Source organism: Methylomicrobium lacus (genome assembly GCF_041897535.1).
Lineage (GTDB): Bacteria > Pseudomonadota > Gammaproteobacteria > Methylococcales > Methylomonadaceae > Methylomicrobium > Methylomicrobium lacus_A.
The window spans coordinates 3,757,736-3,774,285 of the sequence record NZ_CP169217.1; the positions used below are offsets into that span (position 1 = coordinate 3,757,736).

Below are 16,550 nucleotides of genomic sequence, written 5' to 3' on the forward strand. Positions count from 1 at the left end.
AAACGCCTTGCTCCCACGATGATTATGCTCATCCATCGCCTGCGTGTCCGTCGGCGCTTTCGATGCTGTAACGCCCCATGCCCATGCTGGTCGCCTTGCCGGCGTGCGTCCATTGGCCGAGCCAGAGGTAGGGCCAAAAATCGTCCAGTCCTTCGAGGTCGAGTTCCAGAGTGCCGATCACGCCGCCCAGTTGCATTTCGGTTTGCTGACGCGAGGAATAGCGGGTCCAGTCGTACCAGTTCAGGTTGTTCTTTGAGAATTCGACGGTCCTGGCCTTCTGCACCAACCCGGCAAAATCGGTTTCTAGCGGCGTGTCGGTATGAAAATAGGTCAGCATCGAAATCCGCCTGAGCAGGTTGCCGAAAAAGGCGGCAAACCTGAAATGCGCGCCATTCAGGTTTTTGCTGTCCTGTTTGATCCGCATCGGGGTATGGATCGTCAGGCGTATTCGCGGCGGCATCGCCGGAATGCCGGGAGGCGCAGGCGGCGTGAGCGGTTCGAGTTTGCCGTGCTGATAGATCAGCGTAGGCGGCGCGGTCAAGCTCAATTGTTCGATATGGTCGAGCAGAAAGGCCTGGCGTTTGGCGCCCAGGCCTTGTTCGCCGGCGGTTTTCAATGCATGCACGACGTAGGGGAAAAAACGCTGTCCATGGCCGAAGACTACCGTTTGCAGCGCATAGGCCGAGTCGTCGCGCGTATCCTCGGGCAATTGCAGCACGAAAGGATGCGGGGCCGCGGTGTATTTGCGCATTTTTTGCGCATCGCCGGGCGGAGGCGTTTCAAACAGGTAGGAATAGGCGCAAGAATGTTTCAGCAGGCAATCGCCGCATGGCGTGTTCTTGACGATGCAGACGGTTTTTTTGAGCGCTGCGCCGAAGGCGCCGCGCCAGGCCGAGCCGGGGTAGGGCGGCAATTGGATCGGCCGCTCGACCGAAAAATGGAAGCGGAATACCGAAAGCGGGAGTTGGGGGGCTGAAAGTGGCGGGGTCATGTTTACACGTCCTTTTGTATCAGGTTGAGTCGATGGCTAAAGAGTAGTCTTTTTTCAACAAATGGGCTTCGTCGGCAAGCTTGCGGGTCGGCGTCCGGGTTCGCGAAAGCCGCTTCCTTATAGAGACGCTTTCGAGAAGGTTTTTCTCACTATCCGAGGTAGAGCTTTAAGGGCTATGAAACCCGGAAAAACCGCAAAAAGCACCGTTGCAGTTTGTAAGGTTGTTTTTATAACATTATGATATTTATGGTGTAATAAAAATTTTCCCGGTTTCTGTTCTCTTTTTGTTCTCTTTCTGGCGAGTCTTTGATAATCTTTAGCCACTTTCGATTTTGAGGGACTGACGAGTGAATGTATTGACCCGGAGACAGCGGGAAATTTTCGATTTTTTGTGCGAAAACCACGCAAACTTTGCGTATCCGCCGACACTGGACGAACTGTGCGCCGCGCTGGGCATGGCCTCGCGCGGATCGCTTTATAAACATGTCACGGCCTTGATCGATGCGGGTCTGGTGGAGCCTTTCCAAAGCAACAAACAGGGCGGCGTCAGGCTGACGGATCCGGCCCAGCGCCTCTCGCGCTCCTGCCAAGAGCACAGCCTGCCGCTGGTCGGGCGGATCGCCGCCGGCCGGCCGCTCGAGGCGGTCGAAAACATCCAGTACATGACGGTGCCCGAGGCGCTGCAAACCGATAAGCCGTGCTACGTGTTGCAGATCAAGGGCGATTCGATGATCGAGGCCGGCATCTTCGACGGCGATTGGGTGGTGATCGAACAGCGCAGTTATGCCAGCAACGGCGAGATCGTGGTCGCTCTGATCGACCAATCGGAAGCGACATTGAAATATATTCAACAAACCCAGGACAGTGTACTGTTGGTGCCGGCCAATGCCGGCATGCAGGCGATGGCCTACCGGCCGGAACAAGTCGCCATTCAGGGCGTCGTGGTCGGCCAGATGCGGAGCTACCGTTCTTTCAAGTAATTTAACCCGAGGAGAACTATCATGCAAAGAAAATATCATATGCACGATCAAGTGAAAAATAAAGTGGAAGCCGTCATGAGCCACTATCACCGGCCGTTGATGGATTTTTGGTTGTGCAAGTTGGGCCTAATGGGAGGATGTTTTATGCTAGGCGTGTATTGGCAGCATGTGTCGGTGTGGCTTAGATAGCTTTGCCGGCCGACGACACTGACGATGTCATATCATGACGGTCGATTTGAGCTGGATCGCCGTTGTTAAAGGACTTGTCTTGCTGCTGGCCGCGAACGGCGCGCCGGTCTTGACGAGCGTGTTGGCCGATGCCCGCACAGCGATGCCCATCGACGGCGGTTTTCGGCTCGGCGATGGCCGCCCCCTCTTTGGCGCGGCCAAGACCTGGCGCGGTTTATTCGCCGCGCTCGCCGCGACGGCTTTAGTCGCGTACGGGTTGGGATATGGCGCGTCTACCGGCCTATGGTTTGCGGCCTGGGCGATGGCGGGCGATTTGCTGGCCAGCTTTTGCAAAAGACGGCTGGGACGGGAGGAAGGCAGCCATCTTCGCGGGCTCGATACCCCGCTCGAATCGCTGTTGCCGCTCGTGTCGGTAAAATCGCAACTGGGCATAGGTTGGTTCGAAATCGCCTTTCTGGTCGGCGTCTTTTACCTGATCGAGTCATGGTCGTCGCCTCTGTTGTACAAATGGCATTTGCGTAAACACCCTTAGTTTTTTACTGATGTTATACACGTTAATATCCACGAAAAACCCGAAAAGCACGAAAAAATGGGTGTAGAGGTTGGGTATAACGGCGATACCCTATGGCACACCTATACCCTTGGCTTTATTCGTTATGAGTCCAAACAAAAGCGCTTTCCGCTATACAAGGGGGGCGCATAAAGCGCAGGCGCTGAATTACCTGAAAGCAGCGGAAGCGCGTTTGAGTTTGCTGGTCAACGTTGGACGCTATCCGAAAGCAACGGTTGAACGGATTGTGTCATGAAATTTTTCGTGCCTTTCGTGTTTTTCGTGGACAATGCGTAACATCAGTTCTTAATTTAGTGCAGAGAATATGAAAAAACCGGGTCTGAAGGTCTTAACCTATAACATTCATAAGGGATTCAACCCCGGTAACCGGCGTTTCGTCCTGCATCAGATGAAAGAGGCGCTGGCCGAGGCGGGGGCCGATTTGCTGTTTCTGCAGGAAATGCAGGGCGAGCATCATCGGCATGCCAAGGAAGTCGAAAACTGGCCCGAGATTTCGCAATTCGAGTTTATCGCCGAAGGGATCTGGCCGTTTTATATCTACGGCAAGAATGCGGTGTACCACACCGGGCATCACGGCAACGCGATCTTGAGCCGTTTTCCTTTTGTCAGTTGGGAAAACATCAATGTCTCGCCGTTTCCCTGGGCCAGCCGCAGCCTGTTGCACGGCGTGATTCAAATGCCGGGCACCGATACCGAAGTGCACATCGTCTGCATTCATTTCGGCCTGACCGCTAAGGAGCGGCGCGCCCAGCTCGATCGCCTGAGCGAGCGCATCGATCAGCATGTGCCGCATCACGCGCCGTTGATCGTCGCCGGCGATTTCAATGACTGGCTAAGCCAGGCGGAGCGGCATTTTCAACAGCATTTGGGGCTGCGGGAAGTTTTTCATCTCACCCATGGCAACTATGCGCGTACTTTCCCCAGCTGGATGCCGATTTTGCAGATGGACCGGATATATTTTCGCGGGCTGACGCCGCTCGGCTGCGAACGTTTGGCTGGCTCTCCCTGGCGCAAGTTATCCGATCATGCGCCGTTGGCAGCGACGTTTACCTTATGAACAGTCAAACTCCTTTTTTTAAATCCTTGCTGACCCTGCCCAATCTGCTGACCAGTTTCCGCTTCGTCGCGGCTCCCGGTTTGTTGGGCTTTGCCTGGCTGGGTCATCAACAGGCCTTCATGGTCCTGCTGGCGCTGGTTTTTTTAAGCGACGTGCTGGATGGTCTGGCTGCCCGCTTGACCGGGCAGGTGACCGAATTCGGCGCCACGCTCGATAGCTTTGCCGATTTGCTGACTTATATGACCATCGCGATCTGCAGTTACTGGCTGTGGCCCGAACTGGTCATGCGCGAGCTGGTGTATGTGGCTTTGATTGTCGGCAGTTGTCTTGCGCCGCCCGTGGCGGGCATGATCAAGTTCGGATTACTCACCAGTTACCATACCTGGCTGGTCAAGCTGGCCGCGGCATCGGTCGGCGTTTCCTTGTTCATTTTGATTTTAGGCGGTCCGGTCTGGCCGCTGCGTATGGCGGCCATCGTATCGTTGTGCGCATCGCTGGAAGAACTTGCGATTACCGCCTTATTGTCCGATCCCAAATCGAATGTGCGCTCACTTTGGGACGTGCTCAGACAACTCAGACAGTAGATGAGGCGGCGAGGATGAGCCATCCCTCGCGCGCCAATATTTTTTGTCCAGCTCCCGGTAGGATGCTACGGTCATCCGCCGTTCGCTGAGGTTGACCAGGATCGCGCCGCTATCGGCGCTGGTCAGCCAGCGGGTGTTGATGTCCCGATAGCGCGCGAGAACACTCGGATGCGGATGGCCGAACTGATTCCGGTAGCCTGACGGAATCAGAACATAGCGGGGCTGTACCGCCTCCAGAAAAGCCCGAGTCGACGAGGTCTTGCTGCCGTGATGCGGCGCGACCAGAATATCGGCGCGCAGGCCTTTGCCATAGCGATCGACCAGCCAGGATTCGGCGGTGGCTTCGATGTCGCCGGTCAACAGAATCGCGCCGTGAGCGGACTGAACCTTCAATACGCAGGAATTATTGTTGTCCGTCGCCGGGTCGAGTTGATCCGGCGCCAGCATCGTGAAATCTACCCGATCCCATTGCCATGTTTGTCCGGCCTTGCAGAGCGAAGGTGCATGAGCCTTCAGCCTGTCCGGCGCGCTGGTCAGGAGCCGGGCTACCGGCAGAGCGCTCAGAATCGACTGTGCGCCGCCGATATGATCGTTATCGCCATGGCTGACGATCAGCGTGTCGATCTTGTCCGCGCCTTCGGCATGGAGATAAGGCAGCATCACATTGCGGCCCATGTCGCTCGCGGCCGAAAATTGCGCTCCGGTATCGTACACCAACCTATGATTGGCGGTTTGTACGCTGACCGCAAGACCCTGGCCGACATCGAGCAAGGCCATTCGGATTTCGCCGGGTTCGGGCCGGTCGGCGGTAACGAATATCAAGGGCAGCAGCATCACGCCGCCGAGCCAGCGTGAGGGCGTGCCTAACGGCGCGAGAAGGAGCAAGGCGCCGGGTATCGCCGCGAGCAGCGTCCAGTAAGACGGCGCCGGATGATTGATCGTCGCGGCCGGAATCTCTGCCATCTGGCTCAGCAGCCACATCAATCCTTCCAAGGTGTAGCCGGCCGGCAGCAGCAACAGGCTGGCGGCGGCCGATGACAGCGGCAGGAGCAGCAGGGCCAGCAGCGACAAAGGCAGGACGATCACGCTGATGACCGGCACGGCGATCAGATTCGCCAGCGGCGCGATCAAAGAGACCTGCTGAAAGAAAAATAGCAGGAAGGGGGCGAGACCGAGTGACGTGACCCCATGCAGTTTGAGTGCCCCAATAAAAAGGTTCGGTTTTTCCAGCCGTCCGGAAATCGCGAAGAGGATCAGGCCGACCGCCAGGAAAGACAGCCAGAAGCCTGCCGATAATACGGCCAGGGGATCGGCGATCAACACCGCCAATAAGGCAGCGGCCAGGGTGTTAAAGGGCCGTGCGTTTCTCTGCCAGAGCACCGCGGCCATCGCGATCGCGAGCATAATCACCGCGCGGCGCGTCGGCACCGCAAAACCGGCCAGAAACGCATAAAACACCGCCGCGAGCAGCGCGATGATCGCGGCAACCCGGGGCGGCGGCCAGCGGAGCAAGCCGATTCGGGCCCAGCCTTTGAGCGCCAGGAAATAGACGAAGCCTGCGATCAGGCCGATATGCGAACCGGAAATCACGATCAGGTGCGTCGTGCCGGTCTTTCTGAATACATCCCACTCGGCCTGCGTGATCTGGCTGCCGTCGCCTAGCGTCAACGCCCGGATCAGCGCGAGGCGGGTTGCATTCGCGGCTAATCCTGAAAGCCGGTCGGCAAGCGCTTGCCGGAAGCCCGCGACGTCGGCGTCTGCGGCTTCCTCGATCAACTCCGGCGGCGGCGCGCTGCGGATATAGCCGGTGGCGCCGATGCCTTCGCTAAACAGCCAGCGCTCGTAATCGAAGCCGCCCGGGTTGGCCGTGCCGTGCGGCCGTTTCAGTTTGACCGTGAAATGCCAGCTTTGCCCGGCCTTGATGACAGATGCCGTTTGGTACCAGGTCAAACGCAGCCGTGACGGCAAGCGGGGTTCGGATCGGATTGGCGCAAAGTCGAAGCGGACGCTTTTATCTTCCGCCAGCGGCAAACCGGTAATGCGGCCGGTGACGGGGATGTCATTGCCATCCAGCCGCGCGGGCAGGCGGTCATCCAGTCTTATCAGCGCGAATACGATCGCCCAGGCCACGCCCAGCAGCAGAAACATTGTACGCCAGTGGCGCCGCCAGATCGAAAGACCCAGAGCGGTTCCAAGGAACAATAAATAGCCCGGCTCGGGGAGGCCTGGCAATTGCTGAACCAGCACGATGCCGGTCAAAAAGCAGAGCGCCGCAGTGATCATAAGGCCGTCCGCAATATTTTTTTAGCACAATCGAAAAACTGTTACACTTAGGCCATGCCTGCCGGGAACGCCTTTCCGCGCGGGAGTTTATAAGGCCTCAACAGAATTATAAGCATTATGGCAAAACAATTTGTAAAACGGCTAATGGACAAGCTGGTTCCCGATCAGGAGGTGATCAAGCAGCACAAGCATTTACAGTTTTTGGGCGACCGGCTGCACGAGCCGAATCTTTGGCATTTCAACCGGCATTCGGTCGCCAAGGCCTTTGCGGTCGGCTTGTTCTGCGCCTGGATTCCGTTGCCGATGGAGATGGTGTTTGCTGCGGTTGGAGCGATCTATTTCCGTTCCAACATTCCGTTGTCGGTCGCGCTGGTCTGGGTGACCAATCCGTTCACGATGCCGCCGCTGTTTTATTTCGCCTACCGGGTCGGGCTGTTGTTTACGAATGGTCCGGTCACCGAACAAAGCGCCGAATTTTCGGTCGGCAATATATTGTCTGAATTGGGCGATGTCTGGCAGCCGTTCTTGCTGGGTTGCCTGATATTGGGAGTTTTGTGCTCGTCCGCCGGCTATTTCGGCATTCAATACTTTTGGCGGCTGCACATCATCAAAAAATGGGCCGAGCGGAAACATAGGCTTGCAAAGGGCAATCCGTTCCAATGCACGTTCTGGCGTTCATGATCCAGAAACAGTACTTGAATATAAATAACGTCCCCGAAGACCTGCCAGGTTTTTAAAACCTCGCTGGTCTTCAACCGGCAAGTTATTTTTTTAGGTGAGCCGCTAATCCCCTCTACCCGAGGGGATTAGCGTATGCGAGGGATCGTTTTAGTAAACGATCACGCCGTCTTCCATATGCAGCACCTTGCCGATTCTCGACGCCAGCTCATGGTCGTGCGTGACGACCAGGAAACTGACGTTCATTTCCCGATTCAATTCCAGCATCAATTCGTAAACCTGATGGGCGGTCTTGCTGTCAAGGTTGCCGGTCGGCTCGTCCGCCATCACGAGCGCAGGCTTGTTGATCAGAGCCCGCGCGACCGCGGCGCGCTGTCTTTCGCCGCCGGAGAGTTCGCCCGGCTTGTGTTCGATCCGGTGGCCGAGGCCGACGCGCCTGATCAGTTCTTCCGCATTATGGCGCGCTTCCTTGACCGTTTTGCCGGCGATCAACTGCGGCATCGCGACGTTTTCGAGCACGGTAAATTCGCCGAGCAGATGGTGCGACTGGTAGATGAAGCCGAGCGCGCGGTTTCTGAGTTTGGCGAGCTTTGACGCATTGATTTTATTGATGTCGACGTTGTCCAGCACGACCTGGCCGCTGGTGGGTTTCTCAAGCCCGCCCAAGAGGTGCAGCAAGGTGCTCTTGCCGGAACCCGAAGCGCCCATGATCGCGACGCGTTCGCCGACGCCGATCGTCAAATCGACGCCTTTCAGGACTTCGACGTCCAGTTCGCCCTGGGTATAGCGCTTGGTCAATTGCCGGCATTCGAGAATGTTCATGTTATTCATAGCGCAGGACCTCGGCAGGGTTGACTTTGGCGGCCTGCCAGGCAGGGTACAGCGTGGCCAGAAGGGAAAGTAAGAAAGCCATGCCGGCGATCGCGTAAACGTCGGTTGCGACCAGTTTGGACGGCAATTCGCTGATGTAATAGACATCGGCCGGCAGGAAGTTGACCTGGAAGAAGGTTTCGATCTTTCGGACGATCGAACTCGCATTCAAGGCCAAGGTGATGCCGCCGATCGTTCCGATCACCGTGCCGGTCACGCCGATGATGGTGCCGAGCACGATGAAGATGCCCATTACCGCTTTTGATGTCAGGCCCTGGGTTTTCAGGATCGCGATGTCGCCGCGCTTGTCGGTGACCACCATCACCAAGGTCGACACGATGTTGAACGCCGCGACCGCGACGATCAGCAACAAGATGATGAACATCACCCGCTTTTCGGTCTGCACCGCGCGGAAAAAGTTGCTGTGCGCCTGCGTCCAGTCGCTGACCACATATTCGCCGTAAAATTGCGAGGCCAGGTCGCGGGTGATGCGCGGCGCATTGAAGATTTCGTCGAGCTTGATGCGCAGGCCCGAGACGGCGCCTTCCATCCGGTACAGCTTGCCCGCGTCGTCGATATGGACCAGCGCCATGTTGCGGTCGTATTCGTACATGCCGACCTTGAAGATGCCGGACACGGTGAATCGGCGCATGCGCGGCAAAATGCCGGCCGGCGTCGAATTGATCTGCGGGCTGATCACGGTGATCTTGTCGCCGACCATTACGCCGAGATAATTGGCCAGTTCCGCGCCGAGGATGATGTTGTAGCTGCCCGGCGTCAAATCGGCCAGTTTGCCCGACACCATGTTCGCGCCGACTTTCGACACCTTGTCCTCATAATCGGGCAGGATGCCGTTCAGCATCGTGCCGCTGACGCGCCGTTCCGCATTGATCATGACCTGGCCGTTGATGAACGGCGCGGCGCCGTCGACATGCGGCTGGTTCCGTAGTTTAGCGTCGGCTTCCTGCCAGTTGTCGAGCTGGCCGTTCAGGCCGGTGACTGTCGCATGCGAGGTCATGCCGAGAATCCGTTCGCGCAATTCGGCCTCGAAGCCGTTCATCACCGACAATACGGTAATCAGCGCGGTCACGCCGAGCGCGATGCCGAAAACGGACGTTAGCGTAATGAACGAAATGAATTGCGTACGGCGCTTGGCCCGCGTGTAACGGAGGCCGATATACAAGATCAGGGGTTTGAACATGAAGTTGAGTCAGGATGGGGAGAAGTCAGGATTTCTTGCAGTTAGGGCAATAGCCGTATAAATAAAGGCCGTGGTCGGTCAGCTGATAACCCAGCTGTTCGGCGATTTCGCGCTGGCGCTTTTCGATCACCTCGTCGGTAAACTCGTCGACCTTGCCGCATTTGATGCACATGATATGGTCGTGATGGTCGCCGCTGGCCAGTTCGAAAACCGAGTTGCCGCCTTCGAAATGATGGCGGGTGACGAGTCCCGCCGCCTCGAACTGAGTCAAGACGCGATAGACCGTGGCCAGACCGATTTCCTCATCTTCGCTGAGCAAAATTTTATAGACTTGTTCCGCGGTCAAATGCCGGTTATTGACCTGATTTTCCAGGATCTGGAGGATTTTGACCCGAGGCAGGGTCACCTTCAGACCGGCGTTTCTTAAATCGTGCGATTCCACTTAATTATCTCCGATAGAGCCGAGATCAGCCGTTTTCAAAAGCAATTGACCATTGTAGCCTTTTTTGGCCGCGAATGGCATGACAAGATGAAGGCTTCGCGCCTGTGTCGGATTGCAGCAAAGGCGCGTATCCCGGCAAAAGTCTCATAGGATTATTTTTTCACATCGGGTATGATTCCGTATTTTTCTATGATACTCGAGATTCATGCGTAAGCCTCTATTTTATTCCGCGCTGTTGGCTAGCCTGTCCGTTGCTTCCTGTTCGATGATCTTGAACAACCTGCCCGGCGTCTATACGGTCGATGTGCAACAGGGCAACATAGTCGATCAGGCCATGGTCGATCAGCTGCGGCCCGGCATGAGCAAGCGCCAGGTGCTTTACATCATGGGCTCGCCGATGCTGAAGGATCCGTTTCATGAAAACCGCTGGGAATATCTGTATTCGAACCAGCCGGGCGGCGAGGATCGTCAGCAAAAAAGAATCACCTTACGTTTCGAGGGCGACAAGATCGTCGGTCTGCAAGGCGACTTCAAGCCGAGCAAGTTGCCGGTGCTGAAACCTTCGCCGGACGCCACCGTGGACGTGCCGAAGCGGAATCTCGACGACAGTTTGTGGGGCACGCTGACCGGGTGGTTCAGTTCTGATAAAACGGCGGCGAAGGCGGAAGAGGTCAAGGACAAGGAGATCGAAACGGGATCCAAAGGCTTATGGGAAACCTTGACCGGCGGAACGAGTTCGGAAAAGCCGGCGGAACCTAAGCAAGGGCAGGGCGCGCCTGCCGATGCGGAAGCGCCGAAGCAAAGCACCGGCGGCAATCCGCAACCGGAAAATGCGGAAAAAGCCGAGGAGCCTAAGTTCTGAAGGTTCCTGGACACTGCGTAACATCAGATCATAAGTCTCTTCTCCCTCCATGGCAAAGCCAGGTGATTCTAACGAATCTGCTATACTTGCACGGATTTTTGTTTTTCCGCCGGGAAAAATCATTCCAAACTCTTAATGCAGTTGCAAGGATTCTTATGAATAAAGCCAGGGTGTTGAACCTATTCAAAACCAGTTCGTTAATCATGCTTGGCGCTGTCAGCGGCAACGCCCTCGGCGCGGTCGACGTGCAAATTCTGAGCGCCACGGTCAAGGATCAGAAGATTGCCGATGCTAGCGCCACCCTGCAAAAAAACGGCGAGCAGTCGGTCAGCGCCGTCAGCAATGCCCAGGGCCAGGTCAGCCTGAATACGGCCTATGCCGACGACGCCTCCGCCTTGTTGATCATCAAAAAACCCGGCTATTCCGACCTGGTCGTCAAATGTCCGTGCAACGGCACCACCTATGCGCTGAGCCCGGTGATGAACAATCTCGACGGCATGCGCATCGTGCTGAACTGGGGCGCCGAGCCTCTCGACCTCGATTCGCACACGGTGTACCCGAACAATCATGTCTATTTTTCGAGCATGAGCGGCGCCGACGCCCAGCTCGACGTGGACGACACCACCAGCTTCGGCCCGGAGACGATCACGATCAGCCGCAAGCACGATGGCGAACGCTATGTCTATGCGGTGCATAATTATTCGGACGGAAAAAACCCGGAATCGACGGCCTTGTCGAAGAGCAACGCGAAAGTGTTCGTTTATGTCGGCCAGACCCTGATCCGGACCTATTATGTCCCGACCGACAAGGTCGGCAATCTCTGGACGGTGTTCGCGGTGACCGAGGGCGGCGAGTTCCAGGATTTCAATACCATCAAGGGCGTGACCAGCGAGGAGCGCCTGCAAACCTCCGAGTTTCAAGGCGTGATCGACCAGAGCACCGCGCAAACCGTCAGCTACAGTGCCGCCAGCCAGGACAGCGCCAAAGAACTCAATACCCAGGGCGAAGCGGCCTATCATGCCGGCAAGCTGGATGAGGCGATACGGCTGTATCAAAGCGCGATCGAACAGAACGGCAATTATGGCCAGGCCTACAGCAATCTCGGTCTGGCCTTCCAAAAAGCCGGCCGCGTGGCCGAGGCGATGTGGGCCAACCGCAAGGCGATCGCGCTGGCCGACGGCGCCACCGCGCCGGTCGTGCGCGCCAGCTCGCATTTCAACAACGCCAAGATTTACGAGGCGGCCGGCCAATGGCAGGACGCGCTACGGGAATATCAATATGCCAAGGCCGAAAAAGCCAATCCGGCGTATGACAAGGGCATCAAGCGCATGCAAGAAAAGGGAGCCAAATGATGCGCCGCCCTAAATCCTTCTTGTTGAAACTGTCTTCGCTGCTGTTCCTCGGGTTTTCGACGCATGCGGGCGCGGCGGGTCCGGCGCAGGTTGCCAAGGCTGATCCGCATCTTTGGCCGGAAGCGGTCAATTCGCCGGCCGGGTTTGATAAAGCCTCGCGCGCTTCGATTTTGGCGTATGCGCTGGCCTTGCAGGACATGCAGAAACTGTCGGACAGCGACATGCTGACCGCGTTCAAGATCAAGAGCGTAAATCGGGCGTCGGTGGCAAAATGGCTGAGCCAGGAATTGAAAAATACGCTCGCCAATTATCAGCGTGCGGCGGAAACCTGCGCCGAAGCCGATTGGGCTTGCGTGGGCGACACCGAAACCCCGCAGGCATTGCTCGACAAGGCGGCCGACGCGAACGGCAAGCTGCCGCCATCGCTTCGGGCCTGGCGCGCCAAGCTGGATGGCTTCACCCATGCCTATCTTGCCGAACAATTGCGTCTCGCCGCGTTATTTCCGAAGGTCAGCAGCGAGATCGACCGTTTCAACGACCGGGAATGGACCGGCGACAGCTTGCCCGATCGCCAGTTCTTTTTGAGCTTTGACGACGGCCCTTCCACCCCGAACGGAAACAGCGACGACACCTTGGCGATGCTGAAAAAGCAGGGCAAGAGCGCCGTCTTTTTCGTATTGGGCGAAAATCTGAAAAAACGCGTCGACCGGTCCAAGGCGTCGACGGTGGCGGCGCTTTATCAAGGCCAATGCGTTGCCTCTCACGGCTGGGAACATCAGTCGCATGCCAAATGGGGGCAATGGCAGGATTCGATTAAAAGAACGCAAGTCCTGTTGCAGGATACGCTCGCTGAAAAACAGGTGATGCCGTTGTTTAGGCCGCCTTACGGGCAACGCCAAGCGGACAGCGGCGCGTTTTTTGAAGCCCAGGGTTTGCATGTGGCGTTATGGAATCTGGATTCGCAGGACTGGAACAACCATGTCACGTCCGACGATATCCGCAACCGCATGCTGACGCTGATGCTGATCAAACGGCACGGGGTCATGCTGTTTCATGACGTTCATCCGAAGGCCAAAACGGCGCTGCCGGCCTTGTTCGAGGAAGTCGGCGACGCCGTGGCATGGGGTGATTGCGCACAACTGCGGCAGCTCTGATGAGGTCTTGATTGGCGCCTTTGACTCGGGATGAGCCACGGGTGCGCACTAGAGCCGGACGGGATATTCATCCCGTCCGTAATGTTTGAGAGCCCGCATAGATTAGCCCGGTAGGATGCGGTGAGGCACGAACCGCATCGATCGAAAACTCAACCGCATTATTTAAATCATGACCGAATACCGCCGTTTTCAACATCCCGGAGCCACGTGGTTTTTTACGGTCAATCTGGCCGAGCGCCATGGCAACAGTTTATTAACCGATCGGCTTGACGTGCTGAGGATGGCCTTTGCTCATGTTAAAACCAAGCATCCTTATAAAATCGATGCGGTTGTCATATTGCCTGAACATTTACATTGCATTTTGACATTGCCGGAGGGTGACTCCGACTTTTCCACTCGCTGGGGATTAATCAAGGCGTATTTTTCCCGCCACATCGAAAAAGGAGAGAGGATCTCCAAAAGCCGCGAAAAACGGGGTGAACGGGGTGTATGGCAGCGACGGTTTTGGGAGCACCTTATTCGCGACGAAACGGATTATCAGCAACATATCGACTACATTCATTGGAATCCGGTTAAACATGGCTGGGTGCAATGCGCTAAAGATTGGCCGCATTCAAGTTTTCATGGTTATGTGAAACGTGGGGCGTATCCAGAAAATTGGGGCAATGAAATCAATTTATCGGCTGTGGCTGCAGGTGAATAACGCGATCGATGCGGTTTGTGCCTCACCGCATCCTACCGTGCTGCAAGGGAACAGCCTTCAAACGTTTGGGACGGGGGGGCAAAAAACCGTTACGCTCAGGGGCTTGATGCTTTGCGCCGCCGAACGTAAAGGGGGCGCCGCCAACGGACGCTCAGCGAAGCCACCGAGCCTGATTTAAATGCAAACCTTCAAAAAACCACCTTAGAGCGGCGCGTCCCTTGTACAGTCGTGTTAGGCCGGCCATGAATCGCGTCTTTGTAGGATGCGGTGAGGAACGAACCGCATCGCATCGTTCGCGATTGATGCGGTTCCTATCGTCACCGCATCCTACGGTCCTGAACGTCTTCATCTTTCATGGAGCGATGTCCTCGATGCAACTCATAAGTAAAACCTAACGTAGAGGTAAGGGGCGCGCCGCTAAAGGAAACCAAGCGAAGCCGCCAAATCCGATTAAAAAGCAAACCTTCAAAACCGTCTTAGAGCGGCGCGTCCCTTTGACCGCTGTGTTAGCGCTTTGGCTTGATGAAGAACGCATCACCCTCACCTGACGGATTGTCAATTCCAATAAGGTTGTCCTTGATGTTCAGCGGCGTTTCATTCACCAAGCCCCATCGTGTGCAGTCAGCACTATCTTTCACAATAAAGTTGAACCACAACTGCGCTGGTGGAGCAAGCGCGCTTTCGGGTACGGAGATAGTGCCTGTGTGGCTATCGAGCTTGACCACAGTATTATTTCGCTTAACTTGTCCACGCTTTCCAAAGAAGGTAACCGTAATTTCTTTGTAATTGAGCGCCGGATCAAGCTCATAATTTATTTTCCCTTCTTCAGTGCTGTACACCTTTCTAACATAATCAGAAGGGCTTTCACAGTCTGCTGCAAACGCGCTACCCGTCGGAATTGTACTAAGCAATATTGCAAACAGTAATAGTGAGCGGCCAGAAGTATTCATTATCTATTCCTTGTACTTTTCAATTCAGATTGAATCTGTGTTTGCAATTCACCTGCGGCTTGATCGGAAAAGTCCGAGAGCATTTGGGTACGCCTCTCAAGTGACATCTTGCAGAGAGCAGCATCAAGTCTCGATTCCAAACCGCCGATGTAATATCCCGATCCACTGAAGCCGGAGAGCAACACTATGACTGCTCCTAATAGCTTCCAAACTTCTGAAGGTTTGAGAGTCATGAGATCACCAAAAATATCGAATATCGTCTTGTCGCGAATATGCATAAATACCCCAATAAGTAAACGCTAACGCCTGAATTAAGCCGAGCCGCGAAGCGGCTTCGGCTTGAATGAATTGTTAGGCCGCGCATCGCGGTGCTACGGCCGAAAGAAGAGGTCGAGTAACCGGGATGCTTCGGCTGCGTTTTGTGTCCATGAACCAAGAGTGTCATTTAGACAAAATTGCTCGACCCTAACTGCGAGACTGGATAGGTCATTGGCAAGTTGCGGATTCAACTCCGACTCGATCGCGCGAGAAAAGAAGTAAAAGCCAGTTCCGAAGCATCGTAGCTGAGCTGATCGACCGCCGAATATCTCACGAGCTGTTGCCTCCGGCAGAGCGGCGATCTCAAGGAAGTCCTTGATTTGCTGGTGCGAGAACGCGATTGCCCTCCAGTCATCCGGGTCGGCTGTATTTTCTTCCACGATTTTGGGTCTCAGTGAATGAATTTTTGCGGGCAAAGAGGTGTGTCCTGTGCGGCCTAACGCTCAGGTTAAGGGCGCGTCCCCGCCGAAGGCGGGGACGTCGGCCCTTGAACCTCTTGTTAGCGCGCGGTTCATTTTACGACCCGAAGGTATGGCGGAAGACGCCTACCGCCCACTCTTTGCGCCGGTGCTCCAAGGAAATGCTTGCGACACGAATCAACAATCTCCCCAAGCTTGGCTAAATACTGCTCGCCAAGCTCCTCAACGCTCTTTCCTTCCATGGCCGCCCTTGCTGACTCCGGCACATCAGCGAAGACTTGCTTCACCTCAGCAATACTCCTTGGAAGCTCGACGTAGTATTTCGCTTCGGAGCCGTCTGGGAGTTCAATGGTCCAGCCGCTGCCGCCAAACTGATCCCCAATGAAAAAACCCTTTGCGCCGGGTGGCGGAGTTCCGAGCTTTTGAAGGTCGTTAGAGGAAAACGACGCATTAATCTCTATCGCGGTTTGCAGACGCCCTTGTTTCAGAATTTGATTTCGGAGCTCAACAAAGTACTTCATTACCTCATCAGCTCGCAGCTGCTCCTGTATTGGGCTGTACCACCGATCAAAGTCTTCAACCACGCTCCGCAGATTTTGGATTACGAAAGTTACCGAGCGGCCAAAAACCAATAGATTTTGAAGACCAGCAAAGCGTTTTGAGCCGTTGCCTGATTTGAGATCTTCAAGACCGTGCTGAGCCGTCTGCAGAATCTCTTCTGCTCGACGGATCACCTGCTCAGCAGTGTCCTTGATTTCTGAGGGCATTCTTGATCCCTAAGCGCTAACGTAGAGCTCAGCCGACGCTTGGAGCGTAGCGGAAAGCGGTCGGCTGGAGCGCAATGTTATGTTTATTGGCCAGTTCTGTTTTCAAGGGTCCAAGTACAGGTGTCTTTAGGCGGATTTGCCAGGCAATAGTTGCAACTATCTATAGGCCCGTCACCTGC

General features: G+C 55.7%; 18 protein-coding genes. 10 read left to right on the forward strand and 8 right to left on the reverse strand.

Features of this window, described 5'->3' with window-relative positions:
- Positions 1 to 28 precede the first annotated feature (28 nt).
- Positions 29 to 991 (reverse strand): CRISPR system precrRNA processing endoribonuclease RAMP protein Cas6, encoded by a 963-nt coding sequence (cas6, locus tag ACEPPP_RS16820; protein WP_374088518.1) that lies wholly within the window; start codon positions 989 to 991, stop codon positions 29 to 31.
- Between the two features lie 347 nt (positions 992 to 1,338).
- On the opposite strand from cas6, the gene lexA reads away from it, so the two are divergent.
- The 5 genes from lexA to ACEPPP_RS16845 all read left to right on the forward strand — a co-directional run bounded on the left by lexA (position 1,339) and on the right by ACEPPP_RS16845 (position 4,372).
- Entirely contained in the window at positions 1,339 to 1,971 is a 633-nt protein-coding gene (lexA, locus tag ACEPPP_RS16825; RefSeq protein WP_374088519.1) for a transcriptional repressor LexA, read from the forward strand.
- 223 nt (positions 1,972 to 2,194) lie between these two features.
- On the forward strand, positions 2,195 to 2,692 hold the full coding sequence (locus ACEPPP_RS16830; protein WP_374088520.1) for a CDP-archaeol synthase: 498 nt from the start codon (positions 2,195 to 2,197) through the stop codon (positions 2,690 to 2,692).
- A gap of 124 nt (positions 2,693 to 2,816) precedes the next feature.
- The gene (locus ACEPPP_RS16835) at positions 2,817 to 2,966 is read left to right on the forward strand and encodes a GxxExxY protein (protein ID WP_374088521.1); all 150 of its coding nucleotides are present in this window, start codon (positions 2,817 to 2,819) and stop codon (positions 2,964 to 2,966) included.
- A 69-nt stretch (positions 2,967 to 3,035) separates the two neighbouring features.
- Complete coding sequence (locus ACEPPP_RS16840) at positions 3,036 to 3,788, forward strand: endonuclease/exonuclease/phosphatase family protein (RefSeq protein ID WP_374088522.1); 753 nt, start codon at positions 3,036 to 3,038, stop codon at positions 3,786 to 3,788.
- Positions 3,785 to 4,372: a CDP-alcohol phosphatidyltransferase family protein gene (locus ACEPPP_RS16845; RefSeq protein ID WP_374088523.1), complete on the forward strand. Its 588-nt coding sequence runs from the start codon at positions 3,785 to 3,787 to the stop codon at positions 4,370 to 4,372. The genes ACEPPP_RS16840 and ACEPPP_RS16845 overlap by 4 nt, the downstream gene beginning before the upstream one ends.
- Here the strand turns inward: ACEPPP_RS16845 and ACEPPP_RS16850 are convergent.
- The gene (locus ACEPPP_RS16850; protein ID WP_374088524.1) at positions 4,337 to 6,655 is read right to left on the reverse strand and encodes a DNA internalization-related competence protein ComEC/Rec2; all 2,319 of its coding nucleotides are present in this window, start codon (positions 6,653 to 6,655) and stop codon (positions 4,337 to 4,339) included. The genes ACEPPP_RS16845 and ACEPPP_RS16850 overlap by 36 nt on opposite strands.
- 117 nt (positions 6,656 to 6,772) lie before the next feature.
- Here ACEPPP_RS16850 and ACEPPP_RS16855 point away from each other — a divergent pair, with 117 nt between their 5' ends.
- Positions 6,773 to 7,336 carry a DUF2062 domain-containing protein gene (locus ACEPPP_RS16855; RefSeq protein WP_374088525.1) on the forward strand — a complete coding sequence of 188 codons (564 nt, stop codon included), beginning with the start codon at positions 6,773 to 6,775 and terminating at the stop codon, positions 7,334 to 7,336.
- Positions 7,337 to 7,483: 147 nt separating this feature from the next.
- Here ACEPPP_RS16855 and lolD read toward each other — a convergent pair whose 3' ends face one another.
- From lolD to fur, 3 genes are read right to left on the reverse strand one after another with little or no spacing between them, the layout of a single operon-like run.
- Entirely contained in the window at positions 7,484 to 8,164 is a 681-nt protein-coding gene (gene lolD, locus ACEPPP_RS16860) for a lipoprotein-releasing ABC transporter ATP-binding protein LolD (RefSeq protein WP_374088526.1), read from the reverse strand.
- A complete protein-coding gene (locus ACEPPP_RS16865; RefSeq protein ID WP_374088527.1) occupies positions 8,157 to 9,404 on the reverse strand; it encodes a lipoprotein-releasing ABC transporter permease subunit in 1,248 nt (415 codons plus the stop codon). Before ACEPPP_RS16865 ends, lolD begins: the two co-directional genes overlap by 8 nt.
- A gap of 25 nt (positions 9,405 to 9,429) precedes the next feature.
- A complete protein-coding gene (gene fur, locus ACEPPP_RS16870) occupies positions 9,430 to 9,846 on the reverse strand; it encodes a ferric iron uptake transcriptional regulator (RefSeq protein ID WP_024298085.1) in 417 nt (138 codons plus the stop codon).
- Between the two features lie 205 nt (positions 9,847 to 10,051).
- Here fur and ACEPPP_RS16875 point away from each other — a divergent pair, with 205 nt between their 5' ends.
- The 4 genes from ACEPPP_RS16875 to ACEPPP_RS16890 all read left to right on the forward strand — a co-directional run bounded on the left by ACEPPP_RS16875 (position 10,052) and on the right by ACEPPP_RS16890 (position 13,917).
- On the forward strand, positions 10,052 to 10,708 hold the full coding sequence (locus ACEPPP_RS16875; RefSeq protein WP_374088528.1) for an outer membrane protein assembly factor BamE: 657 nt from the start codon (positions 10,052 to 10,054) through the stop codon (positions 10,706 to 10,708).
- Positions 10,709 to 10,863: 155 nt separating this feature from the next.
- The gene (locus ACEPPP_RS16880; protein ID WP_374088529.1) at positions 10,864 to 12,060 is read left to right on the forward strand and encodes a tetratricopeptide repeat protein; all 1,197 of its coding nucleotides are present in this window, start codon (positions 10,864 to 10,866) and stop codon (positions 12,058 to 12,060) included.
- On the forward strand, positions 12,057 to 13,214 hold the full coding sequence (locus ACEPPP_RS16885; RefSeq protein WP_374088530.1) for a polysaccharide deacetylase family protein: 1,158 nt from the start codon (positions 12,057 to 12,059) through the stop codon (positions 13,212 to 13,214). The genes ACEPPP_RS16880 and ACEPPP_RS16885 overlap by 4 nt, the downstream gene beginning before the upstream one ends.
- A gap of 169 nt (positions 13,215 to 13,383) precedes the next feature.
- Positions 13,384 to 13,917 carry a transposase gene (locus ACEPPP_RS16890; protein ID WP_374088531.1) on the forward strand — a complete coding sequence of 178 codons (534 nt, stop codon included), beginning with the start codon at positions 13,384 to 13,386 and terminating at the stop codon, positions 13,915 to 13,917.
- Positions 13,918 to 14,423: 506 nt separating this feature from the next.
- Here ACEPPP_RS16890 and ACEPPP_RS16895 read toward each other — a convergent pair.
- The 3 genes from ACEPPP_RS16895 to ACEPPP_RS16905 all read right to left on the reverse strand — a co-directional run bounded on the left by ACEPPP_RS16895 (position 14,424) and on the right by ACEPPP_RS16905 (position 16,371).
- The gene (locus tag ACEPPP_RS16895) at positions 14,424 to 14,867 is read right to left on the reverse strand and encodes a hypothetical protein (protein WP_374088532.1); all 444 of its coding nucleotides are present in this window, start codon (positions 14,865 to 14,867) and stop codon (positions 14,424 to 14,426) included.
- Positions 14,867 to 15,145 carry a hypothetical protein gene (locus ACEPPP_RS16900; protein WP_374088533.1) on the reverse strand — a complete coding sequence of 93 codons (279 nt, stop codon included), beginning with the start codon at positions 15,143 to 15,145 and terminating at the stop codon, positions 14,867 to 14,869. The genes ACEPPP_RS16895 and ACEPPP_RS16900 overlap by 1 nt, the downstream gene beginning before the upstream one ends.
- A 551-nt stretch (positions 15,146 to 15,696) precedes the next feature.
- Positions 15,697 to 16,371 carry a hypothetical protein gene (locus ACEPPP_RS16905; protein ID WP_374088534.1) on the reverse strand — a complete coding sequence of 225 codons (675 nt, stop codon included), beginning with the start codon at positions 16,369 to 16,371 and terminating at the stop codon, positions 15,697 to 15,699.
- Between the last annotated feature and the right edge of the window lie 179 nt (positions 16,372 to 16,550).

Coding starts and splice junctions, on each gene's coding strand:
- cas6 (WP_374088518.1), bottom strand. CDS start 991: ATGACCCCGCCACTTTCAGCCCCCCAACTCCCGCTTTCGGTATTCCGC.
- ACEPPP_RS16830 (WP_374088520.1), top strand. CDS start 2,195: ATGACGGTCGATTTGAGCTGGATCGCCGTTGTTAAAGGACTTGTCTTG.
- ACEPPP_RS16835 (WP_374088521.1), top strand. CDS start 2,817: ATGAGTCCAAACAAAAGCGCTTTCCGCTATACAAGGGGGGCGCATAAA.
- ACEPPP_RS16840 (WP_374088522.1), top strand. CDS start 3,036: ATGAAAAAACCGGGTCTGAAGGTCTTAACCTATAACATTCATAAGGGA.
- ACEPPP_RS16845 (WP_374088523.1), top strand. CDS start 3,785: ATGAACAGTCAAACTCCTTTTTTTAAATCCTTGCTGACCCTGCCCAAT.
- ACEPPP_RS16850 (WP_374088524.1), bottom strand. CDS start 6,655: ATGATCACTGCGGCGCTCTGCTTTTTGACCGGCATCGTGCTGGTTCAG.
- ACEPPP_RS16855 (WP_374088525.1), top strand. CDS start 6,773: ATGGCAAAACAATTTGTAAAACGGCTAATGGACAAGCTGGTTCCCGAT.
- lolD (WP_374088526.1), bottom strand. CDS start 8,164: ATGAATAACATGAACATTCTCGAATGCCGGCAATTGACCAAGCGCTAT.
- ACEPPP_RS16865 (WP_374088527.1), bottom strand. CDS start 9,404: ATGTTCAAACCCCTGATCTTGTATATCGGCCTCCGTTACACGCGGGCC.
- ACEPPP_RS16875 (WP_374088528.1), top strand. CDS start 10,052: ATGCGTAAGCCTCTATTTTATTCCGCGCTGTTGGCTAGCCTGTCCGTT.
- ACEPPP_RS16880 (WP_374088529.1), top strand. CDS start 10,864: ATGAATAAAGCCAGGGTGTTGAACCTATTCAAAACCAGTTCGTTAATC.
- ACEPPP_RS16885 (WP_374088530.1), top strand. CDS start 12,057: ATGATGCGCCGCCCTAAATCCTTCTTGTTGAAACTGTCTTCGCTGCTG.
- ACEPPP_RS16890 (WP_374088531.1), top strand. CDS start 13,384: ATGACCGAATACCGCCGTTTTCAACATCCCGGAGCCACGTGGTTTTTT.
- ACEPPP_RS16895 (WP_374088532.1), bottom strand. CDS start 14,867: ATGAATACTTCTGGCCGCTCACTATTACTGTTTGCAATATTGCTTAGT.
- ACEPPP_RS16900 (WP_374088533.1), bottom strand. CDS start 15,145: ATGCATATTCGCGACAAGACGATATTCGATATTTTTGGTGATCTCATG.
- ACEPPP_RS16905 (WP_374088534.1), bottom strand. CDS start 16,371: ATGCCCTCAGAAATCAAGGACACTGCTGAGCAGGTGATCCGTCGAGCA.